The organism is Microbacterium yannicii, from assembly GCF_024055635.1.
In the GTDB taxonomy this organism is placed as follows: Bacteria; Actinomycetota; Actinomycetes; order Actinomycetales; family Microbacteriaceae; genus Microbacterium; species Microbacterium yannicii.
The window spans coordinates 19163-45475 of record NZ_JAMXMB010000006.1 but is presented as its reverse complement, the minus strand read 5'-3'; the positions used below and the strand labels follow the sequence as shown (position 1 = coordinate 45475).

The following is a 26313-nucleotide window of genomic DNA, read 5'->3' as shown; positions in this document are numbered from 1 at the left end:
ACCGCGCTGCCGGCCGATTCTGATCAGCGGGCTTGCCGCTCCTCCAGGTGGAAGTCGTTCGAGCGCGACCCGTCGGGGCGCGTCGTCTCCTGGTAGACGAACTGGTCTCCGCGCTGGTCGAACGCCGCGAACCACTCTTCCCAGGTGACGGCCCGCAGGTCTTCGAGGTCGTTGCCGAAGTCGAAGTCCAGGCGCAGCTCGCCGACGATGCCGTCGCCGTCCTCGCCGCCGACGGTCGCCGGGGTCGCGTGGCGGTCCTCGGCCCATTGACGGATCACGTCGTGATCCGTCGTGGCGCTGTACTCGTGGGCATCTGCGGTCGCTCCCGCCGTGGCCCCTGCCGTCGCTCCCGTCATCGCGGTCGGCGTCTCACCCGGCGTGACTCCGCTCGTCGCATCACGCGTCGCACCCGTGCTCGCGCCGGTCATCGTGTCGCCGGCGATCGTCTCGTCCGGGGTCCGCGGATCCTCTGCATAGCCGCTCATAGCGTCCTCCTCTGCATGTCCTTCCACCCTGGGCCGCACGCGGCCTCGCGTGGAGGGGGTTGCAGACGACGGTGGACCGCGCTAGCCCGGCTCTCCGCCGTTGCGGGCCGCTCCGATCCGGGCGGCCATGAGCGTGACGAGCTCGTAGACGACATGACTCGCGGCGATGCCCGTCAGCTGCGCGTGGTCGTACGCCGGCGACACCTCGACCACGTCAGCGCCCACGATGTCGAGATCGCTCAGGGCACGCAGCATCCGGAGCAGTTCCCTGCTCGTCATGCCGCCGGCCTCGGGTGTTCCGGTGCCGGGTGCGTGCGCGGGGTCGAGCACGTCGATGTCGATGGAGATGTACAGCGGCCGGTCGCCGACGCGGCGCCGCACCCGCTCGATCGCCGCCTCGATGCCCCGCTCCTCGATGTCGACGCTCGAGACGATAGAGAACCCCAGGCGCTCGTCGTCGTCGAGATCCTGCTTCGAGTACAGCGGCCCGCGCGTGCCGACGTGGCAGCTCGCGGTGAGGTCGATCAGACCCTCCTCGCTCGCGCGCCGGAACGGCGTGCCGTGGGTGATGGGTGCGCCGAAGTACGTGTCCCACGTGTCGAGGTGCGCGTCGAAGTGCAGCACCGCGACGGGGCCGTGCTTCTGGTTCACCGCCCGCAGCAGCGGCAGCGCGATCGTGTGATCGCCGCCGACCGTGACGATGCGCTCGACCCGCGAGCCCAGATCGACCGCAGCCTGCTCGATCTCGGCGACGGCGGCGCTGATGTCGAACGGATTCGCCGGGATGTCGCCCGCGTCGACGACCTGCGCCTCGGCGAACGGCGACACGTCCTGCGCCGGATTGTACGGACGCAGCAGCCGCGACGACTCGCGAACGTGCGACGGGCCGAAGCGCGCGCCGGGACGGTAGCTGACGCCGGTGTCGAACGGGATGCCGACGATCGCGATGTCGGCGCGCGGCACGTCTTCGATACGCGGGAGTCGCACGAACGTGGCGATGCCCGCGTAGCGGGGGTTCACCGAGGCATCGACCGGACCGACCGGCGTGTGGGGCTGCGGATTCTCGTCGTGCTCGGTCATGACTCACCTCTCGGGGTGGCGGGGCCGGCGCTCTGGGCGCCGATGGTCTGAGCGAGGTGCACCAGCTGCACGCCGCCGGCCGCGATCGCCGCGACGAGCGCAGGTTCGACCTCGTCCGGTGTCTCGGCGCGACGGCCTGTCGCCCCGAACGCGTTCGCGAGCGCGACCCAGTCTGGCTGCACGAGATCGACACCGATGGGACGGATGCCGCGATCCAGCTCGTTCTGCTTGATCTCGGCGTATCCGCCGTTGTCCACGCAGACGACCGTGAGATCGAGACGCTGCTCGACCGCGGTCGCCAGCTCGTTGACGCAGAACATGAGCGCACCGTCGCCGACCACCGCGACGACGTGGCGGCCATCGTCGGCGGGCTGGGCGACGCGGGCGCCGATCGCGGCGGGAAGGCCGTAACCGAGCGTCGCGTACGTCGGCGTGTACAGCAGCGAGTGCGGACGGGACTGGCGCAGCACGCTGGCCAGCGCCATGTACACGATCTGCGAGGAGTCGCCGGCCACGATCGCGTCGCGCGGCAGCGCCGCCGCGATCGTCTCGGCGAGCGCCACGGTCTCGGGGAGGATCGTTCGGGTCTCGTCGGCGATCGCGGCGCGCACTGCGTCGAGGTCCGCCTCGAGGTCGCGCACGGGCCGCGCCGCGGCGGGCAGGGCGGCCAGGAGATCCTCGACCACGGCGGCACAGTCTCCCGCGATCCCCACCGTCGCATCGAGGTTCTTATGCAGCTGTGCCGCAGAGATGTCGACGCGCACGACCGCGCCGCGCGCCTCCAGCACGGGTGCCCACAGCTCGGCCTCGCCCAGCTTCGAGCCGAGGACGAGCAGCACGTCGGCGTCCTCGGCGACCGCACGGGCTGCCGCGAGGCTCAGGTTCGACCCCAGCGACAGCGGGTGATGCTCGTCGACGGTCGCCTTGCCGTTGAGCGTCGTGAGCACGGGCGCGCCGAGGCGCTCGGCGAGCGCCGTGAGACTGCGACCGGCGCGCGTCGCGCCACCCCCCGCGACGATCACGGGGCGCTCGGCGCCCGAGAGCAGGGCGGCCGCCTCGCGCACCGCCGCCGCGTCCCCGCGCGCGGGTGCCGGCGCAGGCCGGGCGGCGCGCGCGGCCGCGGGCACCTCGGCAGGCGATTCGAGCACGTCCAGCGGGATCTCGATGTGCACCGGCCGCGGGCGCCCGGTGCGGAACAGCGCGAACGCGTCGTGCACGGCGTCGACGGCATCCGTCCCGCTCGTCACGCGGCGCGACCACTCCGCGATCGCCCCGACCATCGCCGTGGCGTCCTTCGTCTCGTGGAGGGTGCCGACGTCGCGGAACTCCGCGCCGAGCGCCACCCCCGGCGAGATCACCAGCAGCGGCCGCGACTCGCAGAACGCCGTGCCGATCGCGCTCATCGCGTTCTGCAGGCCCGGCCCGGAGGTGGTGATCACGACGCCCGGCAGTCCCGTCTGCTGCGCCCACCCGTCCGCGCCGTACCCCGACCCCTGCTCGTGTCGATTCGTCACCGCACGGATGCCGAGGTCGGTGAGCGGCCGGTACAGCTCGAGGTTGTGCGTGCCCGGAATGCCGAAGACGGCGGTCACACCGTAGTTGCGCACCGTCTCGAGCACCGCCCGGCCCGTCGTGTCGGCATACGGCGCCGCGCTCGTGTCGTTCGGGTCCATGTCTCCCCCTCGCCTCAGGATGCCGGGAACCGGCGCACGCCGCCGACCCACGTCTCGAGCACAGGGATCTGCGAGATCTCGGCCGCATCCGCGACCAACGGGTCGCCCCCGAGCACCGCGAAGTCCGCGTACTTGCCGGGCTCGAGCGAGCCCAGGTCGTCCTCTCGGCCGAGCGACACCGCACCCTCGTACGTGTGCGCGCGCAGCGCAGCGCGTGCCGACACGCGCAGGTCGTCCGGCCCGAGCTTGTGCCCCCGGCGAGTGACCCGCGTGACGGCGGTCTGGATCGCCTCCAGTGGGATCGGTTCGGCGACCGGCGCGTCCGACGAGATCGTGAACGGCACGCCCGCGGCCGCGAACTCACCGAGCGGGTTGAACCGCTCCCCCGGCGTTCCGATCGCCTGTTCTACGCCCTCGCCCCAGTTGAAGTAGTGCTGCGTCTGGTTGACGGGACGGATGCCGGCTGCCGCCATGCGCCGGATCTGCTCCGGTGTCGGGAGCCCGCAGTGCTCAATGCGATGGCGCGCATCGGCGTCGGGCCGCTCCGCGAGCGCCGCCTCGATCGCCGAGACCACCATCTCGATCGCGGTCGGCGACTGCGCGTGCGTCGCTGTCTGCAGCCCTGCCGCGTGCGCCTTGCGGATGAGCTCGGCGTACTCGGCCGGCTCGTGGTACAGCTGGCCGGTGCGGCAGGGATCTCCGACGTAGCCGTCGGGGAAGTACGCCGTCCACCCGCCGAGCGTGCCGTCCGCGTACAGCTTGATGCCGGCGAAGCTCAGGTGCGCATTGCCGAACTGGCCGACGAGACCCATCTCGAGCGCCTCGTCGAGCAGGTGCGACAAAAGGTACATCGACACCCGAAGCTCGAGCCGCCCCGCCTCCGCGAGCCGCAGGTACATGTCGAACTCGCGTCGCGAGACCTGCGCGTCGCCGAGCGTGGTCACGCCCCCGGCGAGGAAGCGCTGCGTCGCGGCGTCCAGCTGCCGCAGGTGCTCCTCCGGCTCGTCGGCGAGGTGGAAGTTCGGTCCGTGGTGCCCGATCTTCACCCCGTGCACTCCCGTGAGCATGTTGCACGCGGCATCCGAGATCTCGCCCGTGAGCTCGCCATCCGCGTCTCGGAAATACTCGCCGCCCTCGGGGTTCGGGGTGTCGCGGTCGACGCCGTTCTGCGCGAACGTGTATGAGTTCACCACGCCGCCGTGGCCCGACGCGTTCATGAGGTAGACCTCGCGATCGCTCGCGACCTCGTCGAGCTCGAACCGGGTGGGATGCCGCTGCTCGGCCAGGTTGCGGTGCTCATAGCCGTACCCGCGCACCGGGCGCCCTTCCGGCAGGTCCGCGGCGGCGGCCTGCAGCAGCGCCACGATCTCGGGGATGCCGGCCGCCTTCTCCGGTCCGCAGTCGACCCAGGTCATCAGCTGCCCGTACATGAGCGGGTGGGCGTGCGCGTCGACGAATCCCGGCACGACCACCGCATCGCCGAGGTCGACGAGCTCGGGGACGAGACCCGCGGCGGCCGCGGCATCCCGGACCTCGTCCGCCGTGCCGACCGCGACGATCCGCCCGCGATCGATCAGCATCGCGGTGGCGGTCCGGTCGAGCGCGTCGACGGTGTGGATCGCGGCGGACGTCAGCAGAAGCGGGGTCTGCTGCGCGGGGCGGTCGAACGGGGCGAGCTTTCGCATGTCTTCCTCGGTGGTCGGGGACGTGCCGGGCGACGCGGCCGGTCAGGCCGTGCGCGCCGTCGTCGTGTCGGTGCGCGGGGTGAACGAGTCCGTCACCGGCGCCTCGTCGGAGTGCTGCGGAGCGAGCCAGGTGCACAGCCCGGCGATCAGCGCCATGCCGGTGAACATCGCGAGCACCGACCAGACGCTGCCCGTCCACGCGATCAGCTGCGTCGCGAACCAGGGCGAGAAGCCGGCCCAGATCGCCGCACCCACGCCGTACGAGAGCGCGATCGACGTGTACCGGGCCTGCGGGCGGAACATCTGCGCCAGGATGGCGGCGATCGGCGCGTACGTGAAGCTCATCGCGATGCGCACGAGCGAGGCGAGCAGGAAGATGATGGGCTCGATCTTGCCGGGCAGGACGAGCATGAACGGCACGAACGTGAGCACCGAGGTGACGAGACCGATGTACATGACGTTCTTGCGGCCCCACTTGTCGCCCAGCCACGCCACCGGCAGTGTCACCACGAACTCGATGAACGACGCGATCGTCATGGCGTCGAGGATCAGCTGCGGGCTCATGCTGATCGGCTCGCCCGTCGCATAGGCGGTCGCGAACGTCGTCGCGAGGTAGTAGCCGCCGGTCGAGATCGGCAGCAGGCCGATGCCGAGCAGGATCGGCTTCCAGTTGACGCGCAGTGCGAAGGCGAGCGGCATGCTCTGCTTGCGACCCTCGACCTTCTGCTCGAACACCGGCGATTCCTCGACGCGGTAGCGCACCCAGAAGCCGACGGCGACGAGCACGATCGACAGGAGGAACGGGATGCGCCAGCCGCCGTTCATGATGAAGTCCTCGCCCCAGCGCGACATGATGGCGAACATGCCCGACGCCAGCAGCGCGCCCGCGGGGTTCCCCAGCTGCGTGAAGCCGCCGTAGAAGGTCTTCTTGCCCTCGGGCGCGTGCTCGACGCTCATCAGCACCGCGCCACCCCACTCGCCGCCGACGGCGAGGCCCTGCATCGCGCGCAGCAGGATCAGCAGGATCGGAGCGACGATGCCGATCGTCTCGTACGTCGGCAGGCAGCCCACCAGCACCGTCGAGATGCCCATCAGCAGCAGCGTGATCACGAGCGAGACGCGCCGCCCCAGCTTGTCGCCGATGTGCCCGAAGATGATGCCGCCGAGCGGGCGGACGAGGAACGCCACAGCGAAGGTGGCGAACGCCGCCGCCGTCTCGGCGAGCGGGTCCCCGCTCGGGAAGAACAGCGGTCCGAACACGAGCGCGGCGGCGGTCGCGTAGACGTAGAAGTCGTACCACTCGATGGTGGTCCCCACGAACGCGGCGATGCCGGCGCGCCGCGCCCTGCTGGTGGTGGTGGTAGTCATGACCGCTCCTTTGCGGATGTGTCGGGATGGGAGCGATGCTAGGGACGACGGATGCCGCGGGCAAGCGCAGAACTCCAGCAGCAGCGCCGATCGACTGGCGTTCTGTGCGGCTTCACGCGCACTCCGTCGTGACGCGTCCGGCTAGACTCGGTCGAGCCTGGATTTCTGCACGTGACGGCGTGCGATCTCGGGAAAATCGACGAATCGAGGATCGGGATGGATTTCGACGCCGAACTCATCCGCGAGCTGCAGCTCGACGGCCGCGCCAGCATCCACTCCCTGGCGGGCCGCCTGGGTCAGTCGCGCGCCGCGGTCTCGTCGCGCCTGAACGCGATGCTGTCCGACGGCACCGTACGGGTCGTGGCCGCCGTCGACCCGGTCTTCCTCGGCCAGCATGTGCTCGCGCACGTCTCGATCCGCACACGCGGCGGCGTCGAACCCGTCGCGCAGCACCTGCGCGGGCTGAGCGAGACGGTGCTGGTGTCGGCGGTCGGCGGTGCCCACGACCTCGTCACCGAGGTCCGGCTCGGGTCGATGCCGGCCCTGCACGACCTGCTCGCCGAGATCCGTGCGCTTCCCGGAGTGGCCGACATCAACACGCTCATCTACACCGACGTGGTCAAGGGGTTCTTCGTCTCGGAGTATCACGGCGACATCACCATCGACGCCATCGACACCGCACTCATCGAGGAGCTTCAGCGCGACGGGCGGAGGAGCTACCGGGCCCTCGGCGAAGCCGTGCGCCTGTCACCCTCCGCCGTGACGACCCGGGTGCAGCGGCTCGTCGACGGCGGTGTGATCAAGATCAGCGCGGTCGAGGCGCGGGGCCTCGCACACCGGCAGCTCTCGATGGGCGTCGGGCTCAACCTCGCCGGCGCGGACGTGCGCGTGACCGAGGCTCTGCGCACCTGGCGCGGCGTGGACTTCGCGGCGCGCACGCTGGGGCGCTTCGACGTCGTCACCACGCTGGTGGAGCCGTCCGCCGGGGCGCTGTATGCGAGCCTCGAGCGCATCCGCGCGATCCCCGGTGTGGCGCACGTCGAAGCCTGGTTCCACCTCGCCGTGCTCAAGGAGGACTACGCGCGCACTCTCCGGCCCGCGGGAGGCGGCATCCCTCAGCCACTCGGATCCACGGGAGGCTGACCGGCGGGTCCTGATGCCCGCGCCACGCGCGGGGGTGCCCTCACTCGGGGTCGTTGCCCGAGTCGCGGCCGAGCCGGAACGGGGTCGTGACGCCGGAGTACGCGAGATGGGTCATGAGGCCCTCGGACGCGTGAGGAAGGTTGTGGCAGTGGTCCATCCAGATGCCGGGATTGTCGGCGACGAACGCGACCTCGTACGACTCGCCGTGCTCGACGTCCAGGGAATCCACCCACCACGGGCTGCCCGACGACGGCTGCCCGTCCCGGGACAGGACGAGCAGATGGTGACCGTGGAGATGCATCGGATGCACCTCGCCGCTGTTGTTCGCGATGCGCATCACGACGATGTCGCCCTCATCGACCATGTACATCGGAACGGCAGGCAGGATGCCGCCGTTGATCGTCCACCAGTAGCCGGGACGCCCATCGAGGAAACCCGGCCAGCGGCCGATGTCGTACGCGAAGGTGCGATCGGCGTCGGCCGGGTCGACCCCCGGGTCCGCCGGCTCGCCGTATGTGAGCAGGTCGACCGACGCGCGCGGCGCCGAGGATGTGTCAGCCCCAGCGCCGTCGGGTCCGACGACGAGCGACGCCCCCGGAACCTGCACCCGCACCGCGCCGTGTGCCGGAACCCGCACCTCGAGGTCGGCTCGAGCCCCGGCCGTGAGTTCGATCGCCTGCCCGTCCACCTCGCCGGGACCGTGCAGGTCCTTGCCGTCGACCGCCAGCACGCGGAAGACCGAGCCGGTGACCCATGCGGATGTGGGCGTGCTGTCGGTGTTGATCAGCCGCACCCGTACCGTCTCCCCCGGCGCCGCATCACGGTGCGCGTCGCCGACGGCGCCGTTGATGGTGCGCTGACCACCGGGATACGTGTGGATCGCCGCGAGCGCGTCGGCCGCGGCATCCGTTGTCTGCTCCGCCGGCTCGAGGACGAGCGCGCCGAACAGACCGCCGACCACCTGCGGGTGGGACGCCTGGTGCGAGTGATACCAGAACGTGCCCGCCTGCTCGGCGACGAACCGATAGGTGAAGCTCTCGCCGGGGCGCACCGCATCCTGCGTGACACCCGCGACGCCGTCCATCGCCGCCGGCACATCGACGCCGTGCCAGTGCAGCGTGACACCGTCAGCCACATCGTCGTTGCGCAGCACCACCTCGACGAGCTCGCCCTGCCTGGCCCGGATGACCGGACCCGGCGACTGGCCGTTGAGCGTGAATCCGTCGAAGGGCTCGCCGCCATCCGGCGTGATGCGCTCGGCGCGTGCGACGAGCTCCAGGCGGACGTCCACGGGCCGGTCAGGATCGGCCACGAGATCGGTCACCCTCGTCGTGCTCGTCGTGCCCGAGCCGCGTGCTGCCGTGACCTCGGCCGACGTGTCGTCGTGCATCGCTGCATGCGCGGCGCTCGGACCGGAGCCGTCGCCGGGTCCGCCGCCGTAGTCGGGCACGCCCATGTCCATCGCGGGGTACGTCCCCGGAAGGACGCTGGCCCACCAGGCCCAGCCGAACGCGACCAACGCGATCGCGACGACCACCAGCGCGAGCCGGCGGGCGAACCAGGCCCACCGGCTCGCCGCAGGAGCCGTTCTCGACGGCGTGCTCTCAGCCGGAGCCGCCTCAGACCGGGGCACCGGCTGCGGTGGCTGTCGTTGCCGTGGTCGACGGCGCGCGGTTCTTCGACGCGCGCAGTCCCGCGATCAGCGCGGTCGCGAACAGCAGCAGCGCATTGACGCCGTGCAGGAATCCGAGCATCGGGATGCCGTGGCCCAGCAGGCCCAGCGTCACCTGGAGGACGACCAGCACGAGGACGCCGACCGCGAAAACGATGCCGCGTGGGACCTTGGCGAAGAACGACACGATCAGGAGGGCCAGCGCGAGGACCGGGATGACCATCATGCCGTTGATGCCGTGGATCATGAAGCCCAGGGCCTCGGGGAACGGCGGCGGTCCCTCCTGGGCCGAGGCGTCGACCACGCCGCCCTCCGCGATGAAGAGACCGAGCCCGGCGGACGCCCACGCGTGGGACGCCGCCTGCAGCGCGACGAGCGCGCAGATGATGAACGAGATGATGCGGTATGCGAGACGCATGATTCCCCCAGAGTCGTCGGAGCGATGTCACTTCAGAGCACGCCGACGGCGCGGTGATACATCCACGTCCGATTCGTCGAGCGCCTCAGCCGGCGCCGAGCCCCTCAGCCGGCGGCGAGCGCGGCGATCAGGGCGTCCTCGACGGTGGCACGGGGGATCCCCGCCGCCTCGGCGCCCAGACTGCCAAAGGTCGCCGGGTCCCAGTCCAGCTCGAGAGCCGCGTTCACGGCGGTGAGCACGTCGGCGAACCGCTCGACACCGGCGAGGGGCAGCATCCCGCTGAGCAGCCGCGCGCCGCGGACCGCCCGCTGCGAGGTGCCGACCAGCTTGACGGCGCCGCGCGCGTTGATGCTGAACTCACCCGGGCAGTACTCCCCCGGCACGTCGCCGACCCGTGCGTCGACGCCCAGCCCGCGCAGCGCGGCGGCGAGCGCTTCGCCGACCGCCCGGAAGAACCGCACCTGGTCGATGGCGCCGTCCTCCTCGCGCTGGATCACGTCGAACACGATGCACGTCTCGTCGTACGCGACGGCGCGGCCGCCGGTGGGACGGATCACCGGCGCGAAGCCGTGCTCCACCGACGCCCGGCGGGCCGTGGTGAAGCCGGGCAGGCGGCTCTCCCGGCGGCTCATGGCGACCGTCGGCGCCGGCGCGTACACCCGTACCACGCGATCCTCGGCGATCTCGCGGGCGGCGACGCCCCGCAGGAGCTCGACCGAGTGCTCGAGGTCGGCCTCGGCATCCGCTCGCTTCTCCTCGCGAATGACGAGGGCCGGAATGCGAGACGGGAGCGGAGCAGGCGGTGCCACGGGCACCACACTCTCACGCTCTCGCCGGGCGTGGCCTCAGCGCGGCCCCCATTGCGCCGGCGGCCCCGCGCTCGGGCGCCGCGGCGTGTACGTCCGCCATGACCCCGTGAAGCGGTAGCCGCCGTACCAGGCGGTGGTGGCGACGACCCCCAGCCCCACGACGACGCCGATGGTCACTGCCCCGCCGGTGGGCACGCCCAGCGCTGCACACAGACCACCGGCGAACATCCCTCCCACCGATCCGGTGACGAGTGCGCTCATGATCAAGGAAGAGCCGAGCACCTGCTCGAAACCTCCGCGACGACGGAGGAACGAGTATGTGACGGTCATTCCGACGAAGTCGTCATGGGTGGAGGCGAGGAAGTACTCGGCCGCCGTCGGATCGACATCCGCGTAGCCGCCCCGGATGCGGTTCATCGCGACGACGAACATCATGTCCTCTTCGGAGATCGTCAGCATGCGGATCAATGTCAGCAGGCCGACCACCGTCAGGAACCCGAGGATCGCGAGCGCGGCGACCGGGAACCACGACCCGAACCGGGTGGCCTGACCGAGCAGGCCGATGGTGACGAGCCCCGCCGACACGAGCGTGAGATAGATGCTGATGCGGGTGAGCACCTCGTTCTGCGCGGTGCTGCGCGCCGCGAGCAGTCCCCAGTGCTCCGTCGCGAGGATCTGCAGCCGGCGGGCGAGCGCCGCATCGGTGGCGACGGCGGCCGCGCGGGCGTCATCGCCGGCGTCGCCGGCGCGCTCGGACGCGCCGGACCTGTCGTCGGCCCCAGTCGCCATGGCTCATCGTCCCACTCGCCTCCGCCCGAGGAAAGAGCGTCGCTCCGCCCGATCTCCGTGAGGTCCGAACCGCCTGCGATAGCGTCGGAGCGCGCGGTGCTGCGCGCAGGAGGACGGGGCACATGGATCATTTCGACACCATCGTGGTGGGCGCGGGGGTCGCGGGCCTCACCGCCGCGCGACTTCTCGTCGAGGCCGGACGCGACGTCGTCGTGCTGGAGGCCCGCGACCGCGTCGGTGGCCGCGTCTCGACCGACCGCCGCTTCGGCCTGGTCACCGATATGGGCGCGTCGTGGATCCACGGCATCACGGACTCCCCCGTCGCCGCCGCGGCCGAAGCGTTCGGCATGCCCATGGTCGAGTTCACCGTCGGCGGCTACCAGCCCGCCAGCCGTCCGATCGCGTATTACGGCCCCGATGGTCGTCGGCTGACGGATGCCGCGACGCAGGCGTTCGTCGGCGACATCCACGCCGTCGACGCCGCCCTGCTCGATGTGGTCGCGGCCTCCGCTGCCGATGCCTCGTACCGGGATGTCACCGAGACGGCGCTCGCCGCCCAGGGGTGGGACGCCGAGCGCACGGCGCGCGTGCGCGAGTATCTGGAGCACCGCTCTGAGGAGCAGTACGGGGCCTGGATCGAGGACCTCGCCGCCCACGGCCTCGACGATGATGTCGTCGAGGGTGACGAGGTGGTGTTCCCCGACGGGTACGACCGCCTTCCGCGACGGCTGGCGGAGGGCCTCGACATCCGACTGATCCATGTCGTCTCGCGCGTGCAGTGGTCGGCCGAGGGCGTCGTCGTCACGACCGACCACGGCACCTTCTCGGCCGACACGGCCGTCGTCACCGTGCCGGTCGGGGTGCTCCAGTCCGAGGACTTCGTCATCGAGCCGGCGCTCCCCGATCCGGTCGCCGGCGCGTTGAGCCGGCTCACCATGAACGCGTTCGAGAAGGTGTTCCTGCGGTTCCGCAGCCGGTTCTGGGACGACGGGGTCTATGCGATCCGGCAGCAGGGGCCGGAGAGCCGCTGGTGGCACTCGTGGTACGACCTGACCGCGCTGCACGACACGCCCACCCTGCTGACCTTCGCCGCCGGACCCGCCGCCGTCGAGACGCGCGACTGGACCGAGGAGGAGATCGTGGAATCGATCCTCGTGCAGCTGCGGCGCCTGTACGGCGATCGCGTGGAGCAGCCGACCTCGGTGCACGTCACCGACTGGCAGGACGACCCGTGGTCGCACGGGTCCTACGCCTACATGACCGTGGGATCGGCGACGTCCGACCACGACGATCTCGCGACGCCGATCGGCGGGGTCCTGCATCTCGCCGGCGAGGCGACCTGGACCGATGACCCTGCCACCGTGACCGCGGCGATGCGGTCCGGCCACCGGGCGGCGTCGCGGGTGATGGGGCACGAGATTCTCATCGAGACCGCCTGGACCTGATCTCTTTTCGCTTTCTCGCCGCGTTCAGGCAGGCTTGGGCAATGCAGCGCACGGTCAGCAGCACCATCGTCCTCAACGTCACCGAGCCCGCCGACCTGGTCTTCTCGATCGCGGCAGCCGGCGTCTACGACATGAGCAGCGAGCATGTCACCGCGAATCTGGACGGCGCGCCCGTCTCGATCACCGAGCTGACCGACGTCCACTCCACGCGGCTCCATCGGGTTCAGAGCGGCATCGGCGAGCTCGTGATGAGCTACACCGCCACCATCGAGGGCGCGGCGACGCCGACGGCACGAGACGACGTGGAGCTCCTGACGTACCTGCGCCCCAGCAGGTATGCCGAGTCGGACGCGCTCGCCGAGACCTCCGCGGCCGAGTTCCGCGGCATCCAGGGCGCGGCCGAGCTCCTCACGGCGGTGTCGTCGTGGGTCGGTACGCGGCTGAGCTACATCCCGGGCTCCTCCCTCCCGACCGACGGCGCGGTGCGGACCCTGCTGGCTCGCAGCGGCGTCTGCCGTGACTACTCGCACCTCTGCGTCGCGCTGCTGCGCGCCCGGGGAGTCCCGGCCCGCTCCGTCGCCGTGTATGCGCCCGGGCTCGACCCGATGGACTTCCACGCGGTCGCGGAGGCGTGGGTGGACGGTGCGTGGCGGGCAGTCGACGCCACCACGCTCGCCCCGCGTTCGACCCTGGTGAGGATCGCCACCGGAAGGGATGCGGCAGACACGGCGTTCCTCAACGTCCTCTCCGGCAGGGCCGAACTCGTGAACGTCTCTGTCAGCGCTCTCGCCGACGAGCTGCCCAACGACGACCTCGACCAGCTTGTCAGCGTGCTCTGACACACCGTGAGGCGGGGCACACAGCCACGTCGCTGCGTCGCATGCGCGCGTCACCCGCTGACGAGCCGGTCGTCCTCCCCGACAGCCCGCGTATGAAGACGCGCGCCGGCCGCGTTGAACAGGCACAGCACCTCGAGCACCCCGGGACCGGGGTTGCTGAACCCATGCGGAACGCGGGTGTCGAACTCCACCGCGGCACCCGCCTCCACCATCAGGTCGTCGTCTGCCAGCAGCAGGCGCATGCGCCCGGAGATCACATAGATCCAGTCCCAGCCTTGATGCACCCACTGGCGGATGTCGGCGTCCGGAGCGGGCGGATGGACCTGCTTGAAGGCTTCCCAGGGGCCATCTCCACCGGACAGCGGCACGGTGACGACGCCCTCGCGCACTCGTGGCCGTGGACGGATGCGCGGGTCGCCCAAAGCGGGAGCATCGACCAGATCGTCGAGCGTCAATCGGTAGACGCGCGCAAGGGGAAGCAGAAGATCGAGATGCGGTCGCCTCGAGCCGGACTCGAGTCGCGACAGAGTGCTGATCGAGATGCCGCTCGCCTCGCTCACGGTTGCGAGGGTCAGGTGCCGCGACTCTCGGATGGACCGGAGGCGCGAACCGAGTCGCGTGAATTCTGTGTCTCGCTCCACCAGTCCCCTCCTCGTCCTTGCTCGTGCATCGGAGTTCGTCGTGGTCGTCGTCTGCGTGGGTTGTTGTCGACTTGGCAAATCCGGTTGCGACTTTACACACCCAACTGGGACCGTCGCAGGCATGGAGAATTCGACGGAGACGGTCGACGTCATCGTGGTGGGCGGTGGGTCGGCGGGCCTCAGTGCAGCCCTTCTGCTGAGTCGGGCCCGGCGCCGGGTCATCGTCGTCGACGACGGGCGGCCGCGCAACGCGTCTGCCGCACACATGCACGGCGTCCTCGGACACGACGGCCTCCCGCCACGGCGGCTGCTCGAGCTCGGGAGGGCGGAGATCGCCGGGTACGGCGGCCGATTCGAACGCGGCACCGTGTCCGCGCTGACCGTGCGCGACGATGCGGTCGAGGTGTCCATGACCCTGACGGGGACGCGCTTTCGTGCACGGCGCGCGCTGGTGGCGACCGGGCTGAGCGATGACCTCCCCGACATCCCCGGCCTGCGCGACCAATGGGGACGCGGAGTCGTCGTCTGTCCGTACTGCGACGGCTGGGAGCACCGCCTCGACGTGGTCGGAGTGATCGCGACCTCTCCGCGCAGCGTCGATCAGGCACAGCTGCTGCGCCAGTGGGCCGAACGGGTCGTCTACTTCCCGGGCGCCTTCGGCGAACCAGACCCCGAGGACGCCGCTGCGCTCGCCGATCGGGGCATCCGAATCGAACTCGGAGACGTCGCAGGACTCCGCATCGATGGCGATCGACTGACCGGCGTGGATCTCGGCGACCGCACGGTCTCGGTCGGTGTGATCTTCATCGGCACACGGCTGAGGCCCCATGACTCTCTGCTGCGCGCCGTCGGTGCGACCGCCACCGAGGACGAGACCGGGAGCTGGATCACGATCGACGACGACGGACAAACCAGCGTGCGAGGCGTGTATGCCGTCGGCAACGTCGTCAATCCGCGATCGAACGTCTCCGTCTCGCTGGGCCTCGGAACGCTCGTCGGAGGCTCGATCAACCTCGATCTGCTCGCCGATGACATCGCGCAGGCCGGACGCGCGAAGCGCCGCGCGGGGTGAGGAATCGGTGAGGTGTCTCACGCTCGATGTCGCCGTCACGGACGCCAGGAAAAGCGAAGGGCACGGGCTCGAAGCCCGTGCCCTTCTCTTTCCGACCGTCTTGCTCTCTGTCGGGATGACAGGATTTGAACCTGCGACCCCTTGACCCCCAGTCAAGTGCGCTACCAAGCTGCGCCACATCCCGTCGGCCCCGCTTCCGCGCGGACAACTCCCCCATCCTACCCGCTCCGCGGAGGGCTCGCGAACCGGCGTGCGCCCGGGCGCGGCATCCGTCTGCGCCTTGCCGGTGTCGGTGGGGCGCACTAGGTTCACCGCATGGCGCACATCTCCATCGAACCGGCCACCGCGGATCGCTTCGACGACGCCGAGCACGCGCTGAGCGGCGGCGGCGACGGATACGGCTGCCAGTGCCAGTGGTGGATGATGCCGAACAGCGAGTGGGATCGGACGACGAGAGAGCAGCGCGAGGGCATGCTGCGCGCCGAGATCGACGCCGGCCCACCTCCGGCCCTCATCGCGTACGTCGACGGCGAAGCGGCCGGCTGGGTGCGGGTCGGACCCCGCAACCGGCAGGTGCGCCTCGGGCGAACGCGCAAGCTGGCGCCGAACTCGCCAGAACCCTGGGACGACGAGTCGGTCTGGACGGTCAGCTGCTTCGTGGTGCGCAAGGAGCATCGCGGTCAGGGACTCAACGCGCGGCTGCTCGACGCCGCGATCGACCACGCCCGCGCGAGCGGGGCACGCGTCATCGAGGCCTATCCGTTCGATCCCGATGCGGGAAAGAAGATCCCCGTCAACGACCTCTACCACGGCGTGGTGTCGACTTTCGAAGCGGCCGGCTTCCGCGAGGTGGCCCGCCCGCAGCCCCACCTCGCGATCGTCTCGCTCGACCTGGCGGGCTGACCGCCGCCGGTGTGGGGATCGGCCGCCGGCTCCGGCATGCGACGATGAGGGTCGCCCTGCATCTCGAGGAGGACCATGCGCCGGCTGTGGATCGCCTTCGTGCCGTACATCGCAGTGTCGCTCGTGCACGTCACGGCTCTCGCGGCGGACGCGACCGCCGTCGCCACGCCCACCAAGCTGGCGCTGATGCCGCTGCTCGCCGTCGCCGTGCTCTGGGGTTCACGCGGCTCGGCCTGGACACCGGCCCAGACGCTGCTCGTGGTGACGCTCGGGCTGTCGTGGCTCGGTGACGGCGCGGGCGCGTTCTTCCCGTGGCTGCCCACCGTTCCCGCCATGCTGCTGTTCTTCGGACTCGCTCACCTCTGCTACATCTGGCTGTTCTGGCGCCTGCTCGCTGTCCGGCGCGTGCCGCCGTGGGCGGCCGTCTTCGCCGCGTGGTGGATCGTGCTCCTCGCGGTGCTGTGGCCCCATCTCGGCGGCCTCACCGTCGCCGTCGCGCTCTACGGCCTGGTGCTGGGGGGCACGGCGGTCGCGGCATCCCGCTGCCATCCTCTGGTCGTGTGGGGCGGCGTGTTCTTCCTCGCCTCTGATTCGGTGCTCGCGTTCCGGCTGTTCCTGCCCGACGCGATGCCGGACTGGACGAGTCCCCTCGTCATGCTGACCTACTGCCTCGGCCAGGGCCTCATCGCAGCCGGCGTGCTCGCCGGCGTCCGGGCGCGCCGCCCGCTCCCCACCCCGGCGGTGACGGCATGACAGACCCCTTCGCCCCCGGCAAGACGGTGCGTGTGGATGCCTGGCTCTGGGCTGTGCGGATCTACAAGACCCGGTCGGCGGCGACGACGGCGTGCCGCGCGGGCCACGTCCGCGTCGGCGGCGAGCGTGCGAAGGCGGCGCAGCAGCTGCGGATCGGCGACGAGGTGCGCGTGCGCATCGACGGATTCGACCGGATGCTCGTGGTGCGTCAGCCGATCTCGAAGCGCGTCGGCGCGCCCCTCGTCGCGACCGCGATGGAAGACCGCACGCCTCCGCGTGACCCGACGCCGATCATGGCGCAGCGAGACCGCGGCGCCGGCCGGCCGACCAAGCGGGAGCGCCGCGAGATCGACCGGCTGCGCGGCCAGGACCGTTGAGCGCTGTCTCTGTGCTCCGCGGCCGGTCACGCGACGGCAGGCACCGCGACCCGCTCCTGCAGGTATGCGGCCCACGTGCGCGATCCGTGCTCCGCCGTGGGAGCCGCGAGATTCACGCCGTCGCGGTAGGCGCGTCCGATCGCACCGGGGACACGCACGGGCAAGAACGAGCGACGAAGGCCCTGCGCCGCCGCGATCGCGCGCAGCATCGTCGGCGCGTCGATCACCTCAGGCCCGGCGAGGTCCGCGACCCGTCCGCTGGGGGCGTCGTCGACGAGGTCCGCCAGTCGCGCCGCGACCTCGCCGACATCGATCGGCTCGAGTCGGATCGCGCCCGGCGCGGGCACCACCGGCAGCTTGAGCATGGGCGAGAACATGTTCCAGGCGAAGTCGTGGAACTGGGCGGCCCGCAGCACGGTGAACGGCACGCCGGATGCGGCCAGCGCGGCTTCCGCGCGCTCCTTGGCGCGGAAGTAGCCGATCGGCATCGTGTCGGCCCCGATCACCGAGATCATCACGAGATGCCGCACGCCCCCGCGACGAGCGGCCTGAGCCAGGTTCGCCGTTCCCACATCGTCGCCCTTGCTGCTGCCGGCCAGATGCAGGACCGCGTCGACTCCTGCAACGGCCTCCGCGAGACCGGCGCCGGCCACGGTGTCGCCGGCCACGAACCCCGCGCCCTCGCGGGGCGTACGGCTGAGCAGTCGCAGGTCGTGGCCGCGTCCGCGCAGCAGCGGGACGACGTGGCGCCCGAGGTTTCCGGTACCGCCGGTCACGAGAATGGAAGCCATCATGTCTCCTTCTGTCACATCGGGGCGTGCTGCCCCGTCATGATCACGACGACGCTCCCGAGGAGGATGTGACATGACCGGTGAGATTTCTCTGGCCGAACGTTTCGAGGCTCAGCGCCCGAGATTGCGGGCCATCGCGGTGCAGCTGCTCGGATCGAACCGCGACGCCGATGACGCGGTGCAGGAAGCGTGGCTGCGACTCGCCCGGACGGATGCCGCATCCATCGACAACCTCGACGCGTGGCTGACCACCGTGGTGTCGCGGATCTGCCTCGACATCCTCGGTTCGGCCCGCGTCCGCCGGGAGCGCGCCTGGCAGGTGGAGCGCTGGCCGGACGAGCCCGCAGATCTCGAGGGCTGGGGCGATCCCGAGGAGGCGGCGGTCAGCGCCGACCGCGTCAGCGTGGCCCTGCTGATGGTGCTCGAGCAGCTCAGCCCTGCGGAGCGCATCGCCTTCGTGCTCCACGACGTCTTCGCCGTGCCCTTCGACGACGTCGCGCGCACCCTCGATCGCTCCCCCGACGCCGTCCGTCAGCTCGCCTCGCGTGCCCGCCGACGACTGCAGGGCGCGCCCGAGGACGACGCGCCCAGCGCCGGCAGCGCCTGCCGGGCGATCGTGGCGGCGTGGCTGGCGGCCGTGCAGGACGGCGACCTGCGCGCGCTGCTCGCGCTGCTCAGCGACGGCGCGGTGCTGCACGCCGACTACGGCTCGTCGTCCGAGACGCTCCGCGGTGCGGCCGAGATCGCCGCCCGGGCCACTCTCGCCGCCCGCCTGGCCGCGCACTCACAGCCTGTGCTGATCGACGGGCTGCCCGGCGTCGCCGTCGTGGAGCGCGGCCGTGTGGTCTCGCTCATGGCTTTCACCGTCGCCGAGGGGCGCATCGCGCGCCTCGACGTGCTCGGCGACCTCGCCCGCATCGACGAAACGGGAGCGAGCGCCGCCGTGGGCTGACGTCGCGTGACAGGCGGGTGCCCGGCGCCCACGGGACCGCCCCTCCGGGGCCGACTCCTCTTCGCTCAGGCCGGATCTTCTCCGAGCTGCACCGCGTAGGCGGCGAGCCCGCGGCGCAGCTCGAGGTAGATGTCGCGCACGCGTGCGGGCGCGCCTGGCTCAGCACGGAGGCTCACCCCGGCTTCACCGGCGAGCTCGGTGCGGCGCGCCCATTCGTCGAACGCGAGCCGGGTGGTGGTGGCGATCGCTGCGACGAGCGCACGGGCGGTGAGCAGGTCTGCGTCAGCACCGGCTGCATCGATTGTCGCCGCGGTGAGCTCATCCGAGTGCTCGGCCTCGTTCGAGAGGGCGAGGGCCAGCAGGCTCGGCTCCGTGTGGATCAGCCGCCGCACGCGCAGCGTACGCGCATGGTCTTCGGGTCGTGCGTCGAAGTCGGCGAACAATCGCAGCCAGCCGCCTTCGAGAGCGGCGACGACGGGTGTGCCCGCGCGGATCGCCGCGATCGTCTCACTCATGACCGTGCCGAAGCCCTCGTCGTCGACGAACAGGGCGTGCTCCTTCGTCGCGTAGTAACGGAAGAAGGTCCGCTGCGAGATCCCGGCAGCGTGGGCGATGTCGTCGACCGTGGTCGCGGCGACACCCTTGCGCTCGAAGAGAGCGATGGCGGCGTCGGACACCTCGCGGAGCGTTTCGCGCCGCCGCCGTTCGCGCAGGCCCAGCGGCACATCCGGTGGTCCAGCAGGCTCCTTCGGCGAGCCGGCGCGGGTCGAGGCATCCATCCCCACATCGTACAGGAGGTGACAAGTTGGCAGTCCCTGCCATATAATGGAACCTTCGCCTTCTTCACGGCCCGCCGCTGCGCCGTCACCCCCGTCGCCGCGCAGCCTGCCGTCGCGACCCGAAAGAAAGACCGACGTGACCCTCGAGAAGCACCCGCCCACCCTGACTTCCACCCCCGTCGGCGCGCCTGCCGCCACGCCCCGCACCGGCCCCGTGATCGCGCTCCTCGTCGCCTCGGCGTTCGTCGTGATCCTCAACGAGACGATCATGAGCGTCGCCCTGCCGAGCCTCATGGTGAGCCTGCAGATCACCGCCGCCACCGCGCAGTGGCTGACGACCGGCTACCTGCTGACCATGGCCATCGTCATTCCTCTCACGGGCTACCTGCTGCAGCGCTTTCCGCTGCGGCGCGTCTACTTCGGCGCGATGGGGCTCTTCGCCGCGGGTACCCTCATCGCCGCCCTCGCGCCGGGCTTCGAGATGCTCCTGGCCGGACGCATCGTGCAGGCCTCCGGCACCGCGATCATGATGCCGCTGCTGTTCACCACCGTGCTCACGGTCGTCGCTCCCGCTCATCGCGGCCGCATGATGGGTGTCATCTCGATCGTCATCGCCGTCGCGCCGGCGATCGGCCCCACGGTGTCGGGCATCATCCTGGCGGTGCTGGACTGGCGGTGGATGTTCTGGCTCGTCCTGCCGATCGCGGTCGTGGCGCTCATCCTGGGCGCGATCTGGGTTCGCAACATCACCGAGACGCACCGGGTGCGTTTCGACGCGCTCTCCGTCGTGCTCTCCGCGTTCGGCTTCGGCGGTCTGATCTTCGGTCTCAGCTCGATCGGCGAGGCGGCGACCGGACACGCCCCCGTACCGGTGTGGATCCCGCTCGCCATCGGCGTGCTCGCCCTCGTGGCCTTCGTGCTGCGCCAGCTGCGACTGCAGCGCACCGATTCGGCACTGCTCGACCTCCGCACGTTCCGGTCCCGCTCGTTCAGCCTGGCGATCGTGCTGGTGGCGATCGTGATGGCCGCACTGTTCGGATCGCTCGTGCTGCTGCCGATGTACCTGCAGCAGGTGCTCGGCCTCGACACCCTCACGGTCGGACTCATGCTGCTGCCCGGCGGCATCCTGATGGGCGTCATCGCGCCGATCGTGGGCTCGCTGTTCGACCGCTACGGGCCCACCCCGCTCGTCATCCCGGGCATGGCCGTCGCCGCGGCAGCACTGTGGGGCATGACGACCTTCGACGCTGCGACGCCGATCTGGTGGATCGTCGTCGTGCAGATGGGTCTCAATCTGGGCCTCGGCTTCGTCTTCACGCCGCTGCTGACCTCGGCGCTCGGGTCGCTGCCGAAGCCGCTGTACCCTCACGGCAGCGCGATCGTCTCGACCATCCAGCAGGTCGCGGGCGCCGCCGGCACCGCACTCTTCGTGACCCTGATGTCGGTGACGGCAGCCCGACAGCTGCAGCAGGGAACGGATGCCGCGGCCGCGACGGCCGCGGGCGTCCACAGCGCCTTCCTGATCGGCGCCATCGTCGCTTCGGTCGCCGTGGTGCTCGCCTGCTTCGTCCGCACGCCTGCCGAGCCCGAACCCGCACACTAGACGGGTGTGGCCGGCGGTCCAAGGACCGCCGGCCCGCTCGCGCGGGCAACGGGCGGCGCGACGTCGCCTCAGCCCAGGAGGTCGAGCAGCCAGCGCGCACCGCGGACGGCGGCACCGGCATCCCTCGCCCGCTCGGCCAGACCGCGATCGCTCGTGACGACGGTCGCGCTCCGCCCGGCGGCGACAGCGCGCTGAGCGGTGGCGGCGATCGCGTCGTCACCGGAGGCCTCGGCCGGCACCACATCGACGCCCACGGCACCCGCCGCGGCGACGGAGCGCGCCTGCCCCTCGACGACCGCCGTCCATTCCGGGTACCAGGTGTGCTCGGGCAGTTCGAGCGCCGAGGCCGGCACCCCGCGGGCAGCGAGCTCGGCGATCCGCGAGATGAGCCGCGATGCCGCCCCGGCGCGGTCGTTCCACCAGCCGTCGGGCACCGAGCCCATGACGTTGGCGACGTCCACGATCACGGCGGGCCGCACATCGAGAAGGCTCCGCAGTCCCTGCCACGATGCCGCGAAACCGGGATGCAGCGGGTATTCCGTCACATCCGCGACCGGCACCCACGCCAGCTCTCGACTCTCGGGGTCGCTGATGACGGGCTCGAACGGCCGGACCACATCGCCGACGACGGTGGTGTAGCTCCAGTAGCCCAGGTCGAAGACGCTCAGCACCCGCGGCTGCACCGCGGCGTCGGGCACACCCGCCTCCTCCGAGGCTTCCCGCAGGGCGCCGTCGCAGGCGGACTCCCCTTCGTGACGCGCGCCGCCCGGCAGCGCCCAGGTGTCCCCGAAGTGGCTCCACGAGACGCGGTGCTGCAGCAACACCCCACGTTCGGCGTCGATGGCGAGCAGTCCGGCGGCGCCGAAGCGTCCCCAGTAGCGTTCTCCCGTCGGCGCGACCACCCAGGCGTCGCCCGGATCACGCGGTCCGTGCGGACGCCGCGGCTCGCCGGGTGCGAGAGGCTCGATCGTCACTGTGCCAGCCCTTCCGTCTCTGCCAGCCTGTCACACCGCCGGGCCACCGGCCGGGGACCGGCCCGGCCCCTGTCACGCGAAGACTCACCGGGCTCGTGCAGGGACTCACCACAATGGATGGATGGACTACGACCTCGACGACGACCCCGCCCGCATCCAGCACGAGGTGGTATGGGCGTGGCTGTCGACGGAGGCGTACTGGGGACGCTGGCGCACACGCTCCGACGTCGAGACGCAGATCGGCAACGCCTGGCGCGTCGTGGGTGCGTACGACCGCACCACCGGCGAGCAGGTCGCATTCGCCCGCGCAGTGTCGGACGGCGTCGGCTTCGCGTACCTCGCCGACGTGTTCGTCCTCGACGCGCACCGCGGTCACGGGCTCAGCAAGCGGCTGCTGCAGCTCATGATCGAGGACGGCCCCGGGCGCGACCTGCGGTGGACGCTCTTCACCGGCGACGCGCACGGCCTGTACCGGCAGTTCGGCTTCGCCGAGCCCGACCGCACCGCGATGGTGCGGCCGGCGTTCGCGCACCGAACCGGAGAGTAGGGGATGCCTCGGCCGAGGCATCGCTCCCCCACCGTCGATGCGGTCGACGTCAGCGCTGGCGACGCTCGCGCACCCGCATGTTGATGACGATCGGCGTGCCCTCGAAGCCGTAGAGCTCGCGCAGGCGGCGCTGGATGAAGCGACGGTAGCCCGGGTCGAGGAAGCCGGTGGTGAACAGCACGAAGGTCGGCGGGCGCGTGGACGCCTGGGTGCCGAACAGGATGCGCGGCTGCTTGCCGCCGCGCAGCGGGTGCGGGTGCTCGGCGATCAGCTCCGAGAGGAACGCGTTGAACTTACCCGTCGGGATGCGCTGGTCCCATGACTCGAGCGCCGTCTCGAGCGCCGGCACCAGCTTGTCGAGGTGGCGCCCGGTACGCGCCGAGATGTTGACGCGGGGCGCCCACGCGACGTGCGCGAGGTCCTGCTCGATCTCGCGCTCCAGGTAGCGGCGGCGGTCCTGCCCGTCGAGGTCGTCGTCGTTGAGGCGGTCCCACTTGTTGAACGCCAGGATGAGCGCGCGACCCGACTCGAGCACGAGGTCGATGATGCGCACATCCTGCTCGCTGAGCGACTGGGTGACATCGAGCACCACGACGGCGACCTCCGCCTTCTCCAGCGCGGCCGATGTGCGCAGCGACGCGTAGAAGTCGGCGCCCTGCTGCAGGTGCACGCGGCGCCGGATGCCGGCGGTGTCCACGAAGCGCCACAGCTTGCCGCCGAGCTCGACGATCTCGTCGACGGGGTCGCGCGTGGTGCCGGCCAGCTCGTTCACGACGACGCGCTCCTCGCCGGCGGCCTTGTTGAGCAGCGACGACTTGCCGACGTTCGGACGCCCGAGGATCGCGACGCGGCGAGGCCCACCGATCTCGTGCTTGGCGACCGCCGACACGTCGGGGAGCACCTTGACGATCTCGTCGAGCAGGTCGGCGACGCCACGGCCGTGGATCGCCGAGACGGGGTACGGCTCGCCGAGACCGAGGTTCCACAAGGCCGCGGCCTCGGGCTCCTGGCGGGCATCGTCGATCTTGTTGGCGACGAGGAAGACGGGCTTGCCGGCCTTGCGCAGCAGGCGCACGACGTGCTCGTCGGTGGAGGTGGCACCGACCATGGCGTCGACGACGAACATCACGACGTCCGACAGGTCGATCGCGACCTCGGCCTGCAGGGCGACGGAGCGGTCGATGCCCTTGGCGTCCGGCTCCCAGCCGCCGGTGTCGACGATGGTGAACCGGCGGTCCATCCACTCGGCCTTGTAGGTGACGCGGTCGCGCGTGACGCCCGGCGTGTCCTCCACGACGGCCTCGCGGCGGCCGAGGATGCGGTTCACCAGGGCGGACTTGCCGACGTTCGGCCGGCCGACGATCGCCACCACGGGGAGGGCAGGAAGGAACTCGATGCCGTCCTCGCCGCGCACGAGGCCCTCGAGGAGCTCGGCATCCTCCTCATCGAGGTCGTAGTCCTCGAGGCCGGCACGAAGGGCCGCCGCACGCTGCTCGGCGAGGTTGTCGTCGAGTGCGGCGAGATTCTCGGCGATCTGGTCGCCGGCGGTGTCTTCGAACTCGTCGAAGTCGCCGGGGCTGTCGGTGGAGTTGTCAGCGGCCATCTCAGGCTCCTGTCTGCTGTGGTTCGACCGCGGGTGCGCCGTGGATCATCGGGGCGGACTGCGCCGCCCGGATCACACGGAGCACGGCGTCCACGGTCTGGTCGAAATCGAGGCGGGTCGAGTCGACGACCTCGACGCCGGGAGCGGCGGTGAGGAAGTCGACGACGGCCGAGTCGGAGGCGTCGCGCTGGTGAAGTGCGGCGGCGACTGCTGCGGCATCCTGCGTCGTCACCTCGGCGCTCCGACGGGCGGCACGCACCTCAGGTGCGGCGGTGAGGAGGATGCGCACCGGGGCATCGGGGGCGACGACTGTCGTGATGTCACGGCCTTCGACGATCACACCGGGGCGGCCGGAGCCGGCGATGAGACCGCGGAACAGCCGGTTCACCGATTCCCGCACAGCCGGAACGCGCGCCACGCCGCTGACGGCGTCCGAGACGCGCGGCTCGCGGATCGCGTCGGTCACGTCGGCCGCGCCGACCCGCACCCAGTACGCATCGGGATCGAGCGAGATCGCGTACTCGAAGTCCCCGGTGACGTCCAGAACGGATGCCGCGTCCGACGTGTCGATGCCGTGTTCGAGGGCGTGCCACGCGAGCGCCCGGTACGCTGCGCCGGTGTCGAGGTAGCCGTAGCCGAGTCGGCGGGCGACCTGCTTCGAGACGCTCGACTTGCCGCTGCCCGCAGGTCCGTCGATGGCGACGACGAACACCACGTCGGCGGCCGTGGAGGGGGTGGTGGGGTCAGTCATTGGTGCTGCTCGCAATCTTCCAGCCGCGCGACTCGAGACCGTCGACGGCCCGGCGCACCGCGCTCGGGACGACGCTGATATCGGCGAGGCCGAACTGGGCGCCCGGCGAATGCTCGAGCCGGAGGTCTTCCACGTTGACGCCGAGCTCGCCGAGCTCGCCGAAGAGACGGCCCAGTTGCCCGGGGGTGTCGTCGACCATGACGACCACCTGCTCGAAGCGACGGTTCTGACCGTGCTTGCCCGGCAGGCGCTCGACGCCGTCGTTGCCGCGGCGGATCGTGTCGGCGACCGCGCGGCGCGAGCCTGGAGCATCGGGCGCGCGCAGCGCATCCGCGACGGCGGTCAGGTCGGAGGCCAGCAGGTCGAGCACGTCCACGACCGGTGCGGCGTTCGCGCCGAGGATCTGCACCCACAGTTCGGGAGCGGATGCCGCGATGCGCGTCGTGTCGCGCACGCCCTGGCCGGCGAGGCGCAGCGACCCGTCGGGCGCGTCGACGAAGCGGCCGGCCAGGAGGCTCGCCACCAGCTGGGGCACATGCGAGACGAGTGCGACGGCACGGTCGTGGTCTTCGGGAGTCATCTCCAGCGGCGTCGCGCCGAGGTCGAGCGCCAGGCCCTCGACGAGCGCGAGGTCGGCCGACGGGGTCTCTTCGTCGCGGCAGACGACCCACGGCCGCCCGACGAAGATGTCGGCGCGCGCCGAGATCGCTCCCCCGCGCTCGCGTCCCGCCAGGGGGTGAGAGCCGATGTAGTGGGTGAGGTCGACGCCACGCTCGCGCAGGACGTGGAGCGGCTCGAGCTTGACGCTCGCGACATCCGTCACGACCGCGCGCGGAAAGCGGGCGAGCTCGCGCTGGATGACGTCGGCGGTCACGTCCGGCGGCACGGCGACGACGACCAGCGACGGCTCGTCGGTGTCGGCGGCATGGCGACCGGCGCCGTAGTCCACCGCGAGGCGCAGCTGCGAGGGCGAGGTGTCGTCGAGTGCGACGTCGACCCCGCGAGCGGTGAGCGCATGACCGATGCTGGCCCCGAGGAGGCCTGCGCCGACGATCCGCACCGTGCCCTGCACGCGCGGGGCGAGCGCGGACTCACCGGCGCGCTCGCGCGCCGAGGTCGGCCTCGTGTCGGTCACTTGCGTCTCCTGTTCGCCCCGCAGAG

Annotated in this window: 26 protein-coding genes and 1 tRNA gene; 10 read left to right on the top strand and 17 right to left on the bottom strand. The window is 71.1% G+C overall.

Annotation, left to right across the window (positions count from 1 at the left end):
* Positions 1–23: 23 nt before the first annotated feature.
* The 5 genes from NCG93_RS01725 to NCG93_RS01705 all read right to left on the bottom strand — a co-directional run bounded on the left by NCG93_RS01725 (position 24) and on the right by NCG93_RS01705 (position 6291).
* The gene (locus NCG93_RS01725; RefSeq protein ID WP_206687853.1) at positions 24–485 is read right to left on the bottom strand and encodes a hypothetical protein; all 462 of its coding nucleotides are present in this window, start codon (positions 483–485) and stop codon (positions 24–26) included.
* Between the two features lie 81 nt (positions 486–566).
* A complete protein-coding gene (gene speB / locus NCG93_RS01720) occupies positions 567–1565 on the bottom strand; it encodes an agmatinase (protein WP_194415905.1) in 999 nt (332 codons plus the stop codon).
* On the bottom strand, positions 1562–3238 hold the full coding sequence (locus tag NCG93_RS01715; protein WP_194415907.1) for a thiamine pyrophosphate-binding protein: 1677 nt from the start codon (positions 3236–3238) through the stop codon (positions 1562–1564). Before NCG93_RS01715 ends, speB begins: the two co-directional genes overlap by 4 nt.
* A 14-nt stretch (positions 3239–3252) precedes the next feature.
* Positions 3253–4923, bottom strand: coding sequence for an amidohydrolase (locus tag NCG93_RS01710; protein ID WP_194415909.1), 1671 nt, complete (start codon positions 4921–4923; stop codon positions 3253–3255).
* Positions 4924–4965: 42 nt separating this feature from the next.
* The gene (locus NCG93_RS01705; protein WP_194415911.1) at positions 4966–6291 is read right to left on the bottom strand and encodes an MFS transporter; all 1326 of its coding nucleotides are present in this window, start codon (positions 6289–6291) and stop codon (positions 4966–4968) included.
* A gap of 216 nt (positions 6292–6507) precedes the next feature.
* On the opposite strand from NCG93_RS01705, the gene NCG93_RS01700 reads away from it, so the two are divergent.
* The gene (locus tag NCG93_RS01700; RefSeq protein WP_194415914.1) at positions 6508–7434 is read left to right on the top strand and encodes an Lrp/AsnC family transcriptional regulator; all 927 of its coding nucleotides are present in this window, start codon (positions 6508–6510) and stop codon (positions 7432–7434) included.
* Between the two features lie 40 nt (positions 7435–7474).
* On the opposite strand, the gene NCG93_RS01695 is transcribed toward NCG93_RS01700, so the two are convergent.
* The 4 genes from NCG93_RS01695 to NCG93_RS01680 form a co-directional block, all read right to left on the bottom strand.
* On the bottom strand, positions 7475–8971 hold the full coding sequence (locus tag NCG93_RS01695; protein ID WP_252787404.1) for a multicopper oxidase family protein: 1497 nt from the start codon (positions 8969–8971) through the stop codon (positions 7475–7477).
* Between the two features lie 82 nt (positions 8972–9053).
* Positions 9054–9524: a hypothetical protein gene (locus NCG93_RS01690; protein WP_194415915.1), complete on the bottom strand. Its 471-nt coding sequence runs from the start codon at positions 9522–9524 to the stop codon at positions 9054–9056.
* Positions 9525–9628: 104 nt separating this feature from the next.
* On the bottom strand, positions 9629–10333 hold the full coding sequence (locus NCG93_RS01685) for a lipoate--protein ligase family protein (protein WP_194415917.1): 705 nt from the start codon (positions 10331–10333) through the stop codon (positions 9629–9631).
* Positions 10334–10369: 36 nt separating this feature from the next.
* Positions 10370–11122, bottom strand: coding sequence for a hypothetical protein (locus tag NCG93_RS01680; RefSeq protein ID WP_194415920.1), 753 nt, complete (start codon positions 11120–11122; stop codon positions 10370–10372).
* A gap of 122 nt (positions 11123–11244) precedes the next feature.
* Between NCG93_RS01680 and NCG93_RS01675 the strand changes: the two genes are divergently transcribed.
* Both NCG93_RS01675 and NCG93_RS01670 read left to right on the top strand, forming a co-directional pair.
* Positions 11245–12567 (top strand): flavin monoamine oxidase family protein, encoded by a 1323-nt coding sequence (locus tag NCG93_RS01675; protein ID WP_194415922.1) that lies wholly within the window; start codon positions 11245–11247, stop codon positions 12565–12567.
* Positions 12568–12608: 41 nt separating this feature from the next.
* Positions 12609–13406, top strand: a complete 798-nt coding sequence (locus NCG93_RS01670) for a transglutaminase-like domain-containing protein (RefSeq protein ID WP_194415924.1) — start codon at positions 12609–12611, stop codon at positions 13404–13406.
* Positions 13407–13456: 50 nt separating this feature from the next.
* Here NCG93_RS01670 and NCG93_RS20015 read toward each other — a convergent pair whose 3' ends face one another.
* Positions 13457–14170, bottom strand: a complete 714-nt coding sequence (locus tag NCG93_RS20015) for a helix-turn-helix domain-containing protein (protein ID WP_194415927.1) — start codon at positions 14168–14170, stop codon at positions 13457–13459.
* On the opposite strand from NCG93_RS20015, the gene NCG93_RS01655 reads away from it, so the two are divergent.
* Positions 14169–15119 carry an NAD(P)/FAD-dependent oxidoreductase gene (locus NCG93_RS01655; protein WP_194415929.1) on the top strand — a complete coding sequence of 317 codons (951 nt, stop codon included), beginning with the start codon at positions 14169–14171 and terminating at the stop codon, positions 15117–15119. The two genes, NCG93_RS20015 and NCG93_RS01655, sit on opposite strands and share 2 nt — an antisense overlap.
* A gap of 110 nt (positions 15120–15229) precedes the next feature.
* Here the strand turns inward: NCG93_RS01655 and NCG93_RS01650 are convergent.
* Positions 15230–15303 (bottom strand) — tRNA-Pro (locus NCG93_RS01650).
* A gap of 131 nt (positions 15304–15434) precedes the next feature.
* On the opposite strand from NCG93_RS01650, the gene NCG93_RS01645 reads away from it, so the two are divergent.
* The 3 genes from NCG93_RS01645 to NCG93_RS01635 all read left to right on the top strand — a co-directional run bounded on the left by NCG93_RS01645 (position 15435) and on the right by NCG93_RS01635 (position 17152).
* Complete coding sequence (locus NCG93_RS01645) at positions 15435–16022, top strand: GNAT family N-acetyltransferase (protein ID WP_194415931.1); 588 nt, start codon at positions 15435–15437, stop codon at positions 16020–16022.
* A 75-nt stretch (positions 16023–16097) separates the two neighbouring features.
* A complete protein-coding gene (locus tag NCG93_RS01640) occupies positions 16098–16775 on the top strand; it encodes a lysoplasmalogenase (RefSeq protein WP_194415933.1) in 678 nt (225 codons plus the stop codon).
* Positions 16772–17152 (top strand): RNA-binding S4 domain-containing protein, encoded by a 381-nt coding sequence (locus NCG93_RS01635; RefSeq protein WP_194415935.1) that lies wholly within the window; start codon positions 16772–16774, stop codon positions 17150–17152. Before NCG93_RS01640 ends, NCG93_RS01635 begins: the two co-directional genes overlap by 4 nt.
* Positions 17153–17178: 26 nt before the next feature.
* On the opposite strand, the gene NCG93_RS01630 is transcribed toward NCG93_RS01635, so the two are convergent.
* A complete protein-coding gene (locus NCG93_RS01630; protein ID WP_241742215.1) occupies positions 17179–17943 on the bottom strand; it encodes an SDR family oxidoreductase in 765 nt (254 codons plus the stop codon).
* A gap of 73 nt (positions 17944–18016) precedes the next feature.
* On the opposite strand from NCG93_RS01630, the gene NCG93_RS01625 reads away from it, so the two are divergent.
* The gene (locus tag NCG93_RS01625; RefSeq protein WP_194415939.1) at positions 18017–18895 is read left to right on the top strand and encodes a sigma-70 family RNA polymerase sigma factor; all 879 of its coding nucleotides are present in this window, start codon (positions 18017–18019) and stop codon (positions 18893–18895) included.
* A gap of 65 nt (positions 18896–18960) precedes the next feature.
* Here the strand turns inward: NCG93_RS01625 and NCG93_RS01620 are convergent, their stop codons facing one another.
* The gene (locus NCG93_RS01620) at positions 18961–19674 is read right to left on the bottom strand and encodes a TetR family transcriptional regulator (protein ID WP_194415941.1); all 714 of its coding nucleotides are present in this window, start codon (positions 19672–19674) and stop codon (positions 18961–18963) included.
* Positions 19675–19720: 46 nt separating this feature from the next.
* Between NCG93_RS01620 and NCG93_RS01615 the strand changes: the two genes are divergently transcribed.
* Positions 19721–21277 carry a DHA2 family efflux MFS transporter permease subunit gene (locus tag NCG93_RS01615; protein WP_194415943.1) on the top strand — a complete coding sequence of 519 codons (1557 nt, stop codon included), beginning with the start codon at positions 19721–19723 and terminating at the stop codon, positions 21275–21277.
* A 68-nt stretch (positions 21278–21345) separates the two neighbouring features.
* Here NCG93_RS01615 and NCG93_RS01610 read toward each other — a convergent pair whose 3' ends face one another.
* Entirely contained in the window at positions 21346–22251 is a 906-nt protein-coding gene (locus tag NCG93_RS01610; protein WP_194415945.1) for an NUDIX domain-containing protein, read from the bottom strand.
* Positions 22252–22372: 121 nt separating this feature from the next.
* Here NCG93_RS01610 and NCG93_RS01605 point away from each other — a divergent pair, with 121 nt between their 5' ends.
* Positions 22373–22798: a GNAT family N-acetyltransferase gene (locus NCG93_RS01605; RefSeq protein WP_194415947.1), complete on the top strand. Its 426-nt coding sequence runs from the start codon at positions 22373–22375 to the stop codon at positions 22796–22798.
* Between the two features lie 49 nt (positions 22799–22847).
* On the opposite strand, the gene der is transcribed toward NCG93_RS01605, so the two are convergent.
* From der to NCG93_RS01590, 3 genes are read right to left on the bottom strand one after another with little or no spacing between them, the layout of a single operon-like run.
* Entirely contained in the window at positions 22848–24401 is a 1554-nt protein-coding gene (gene der, locus NCG93_RS01600) for a ribosome biogenesis GTPase Der (protein ID WP_194415949.1), read from the bottom strand.
* 1 nt (position 24402) lies between these two features.
* Positions 24403–25152, bottom strand: coding sequence for a (d)CMP kinase (gene cmk / locus NCG93_RS01595; protein ID WP_194415951.1), 750 nt, complete (start codon positions 25150–25152; stop codon positions 24403–24405).
* Positions 25145–26287 (bottom strand): prephenate dehydrogenase, encoded by a 1143-nt coding sequence (locus NCG93_RS01590; RefSeq protein WP_372495930.1) that lies wholly within the window; start codon positions 26285–26287, stop codon positions 25145–25147. The genes cmk and NCG93_RS01590 overlap by 8 nt, the downstream gene beginning before the upstream one ends.
* Positions 26288–26313 lie beyond the last annotated feature (26 nt).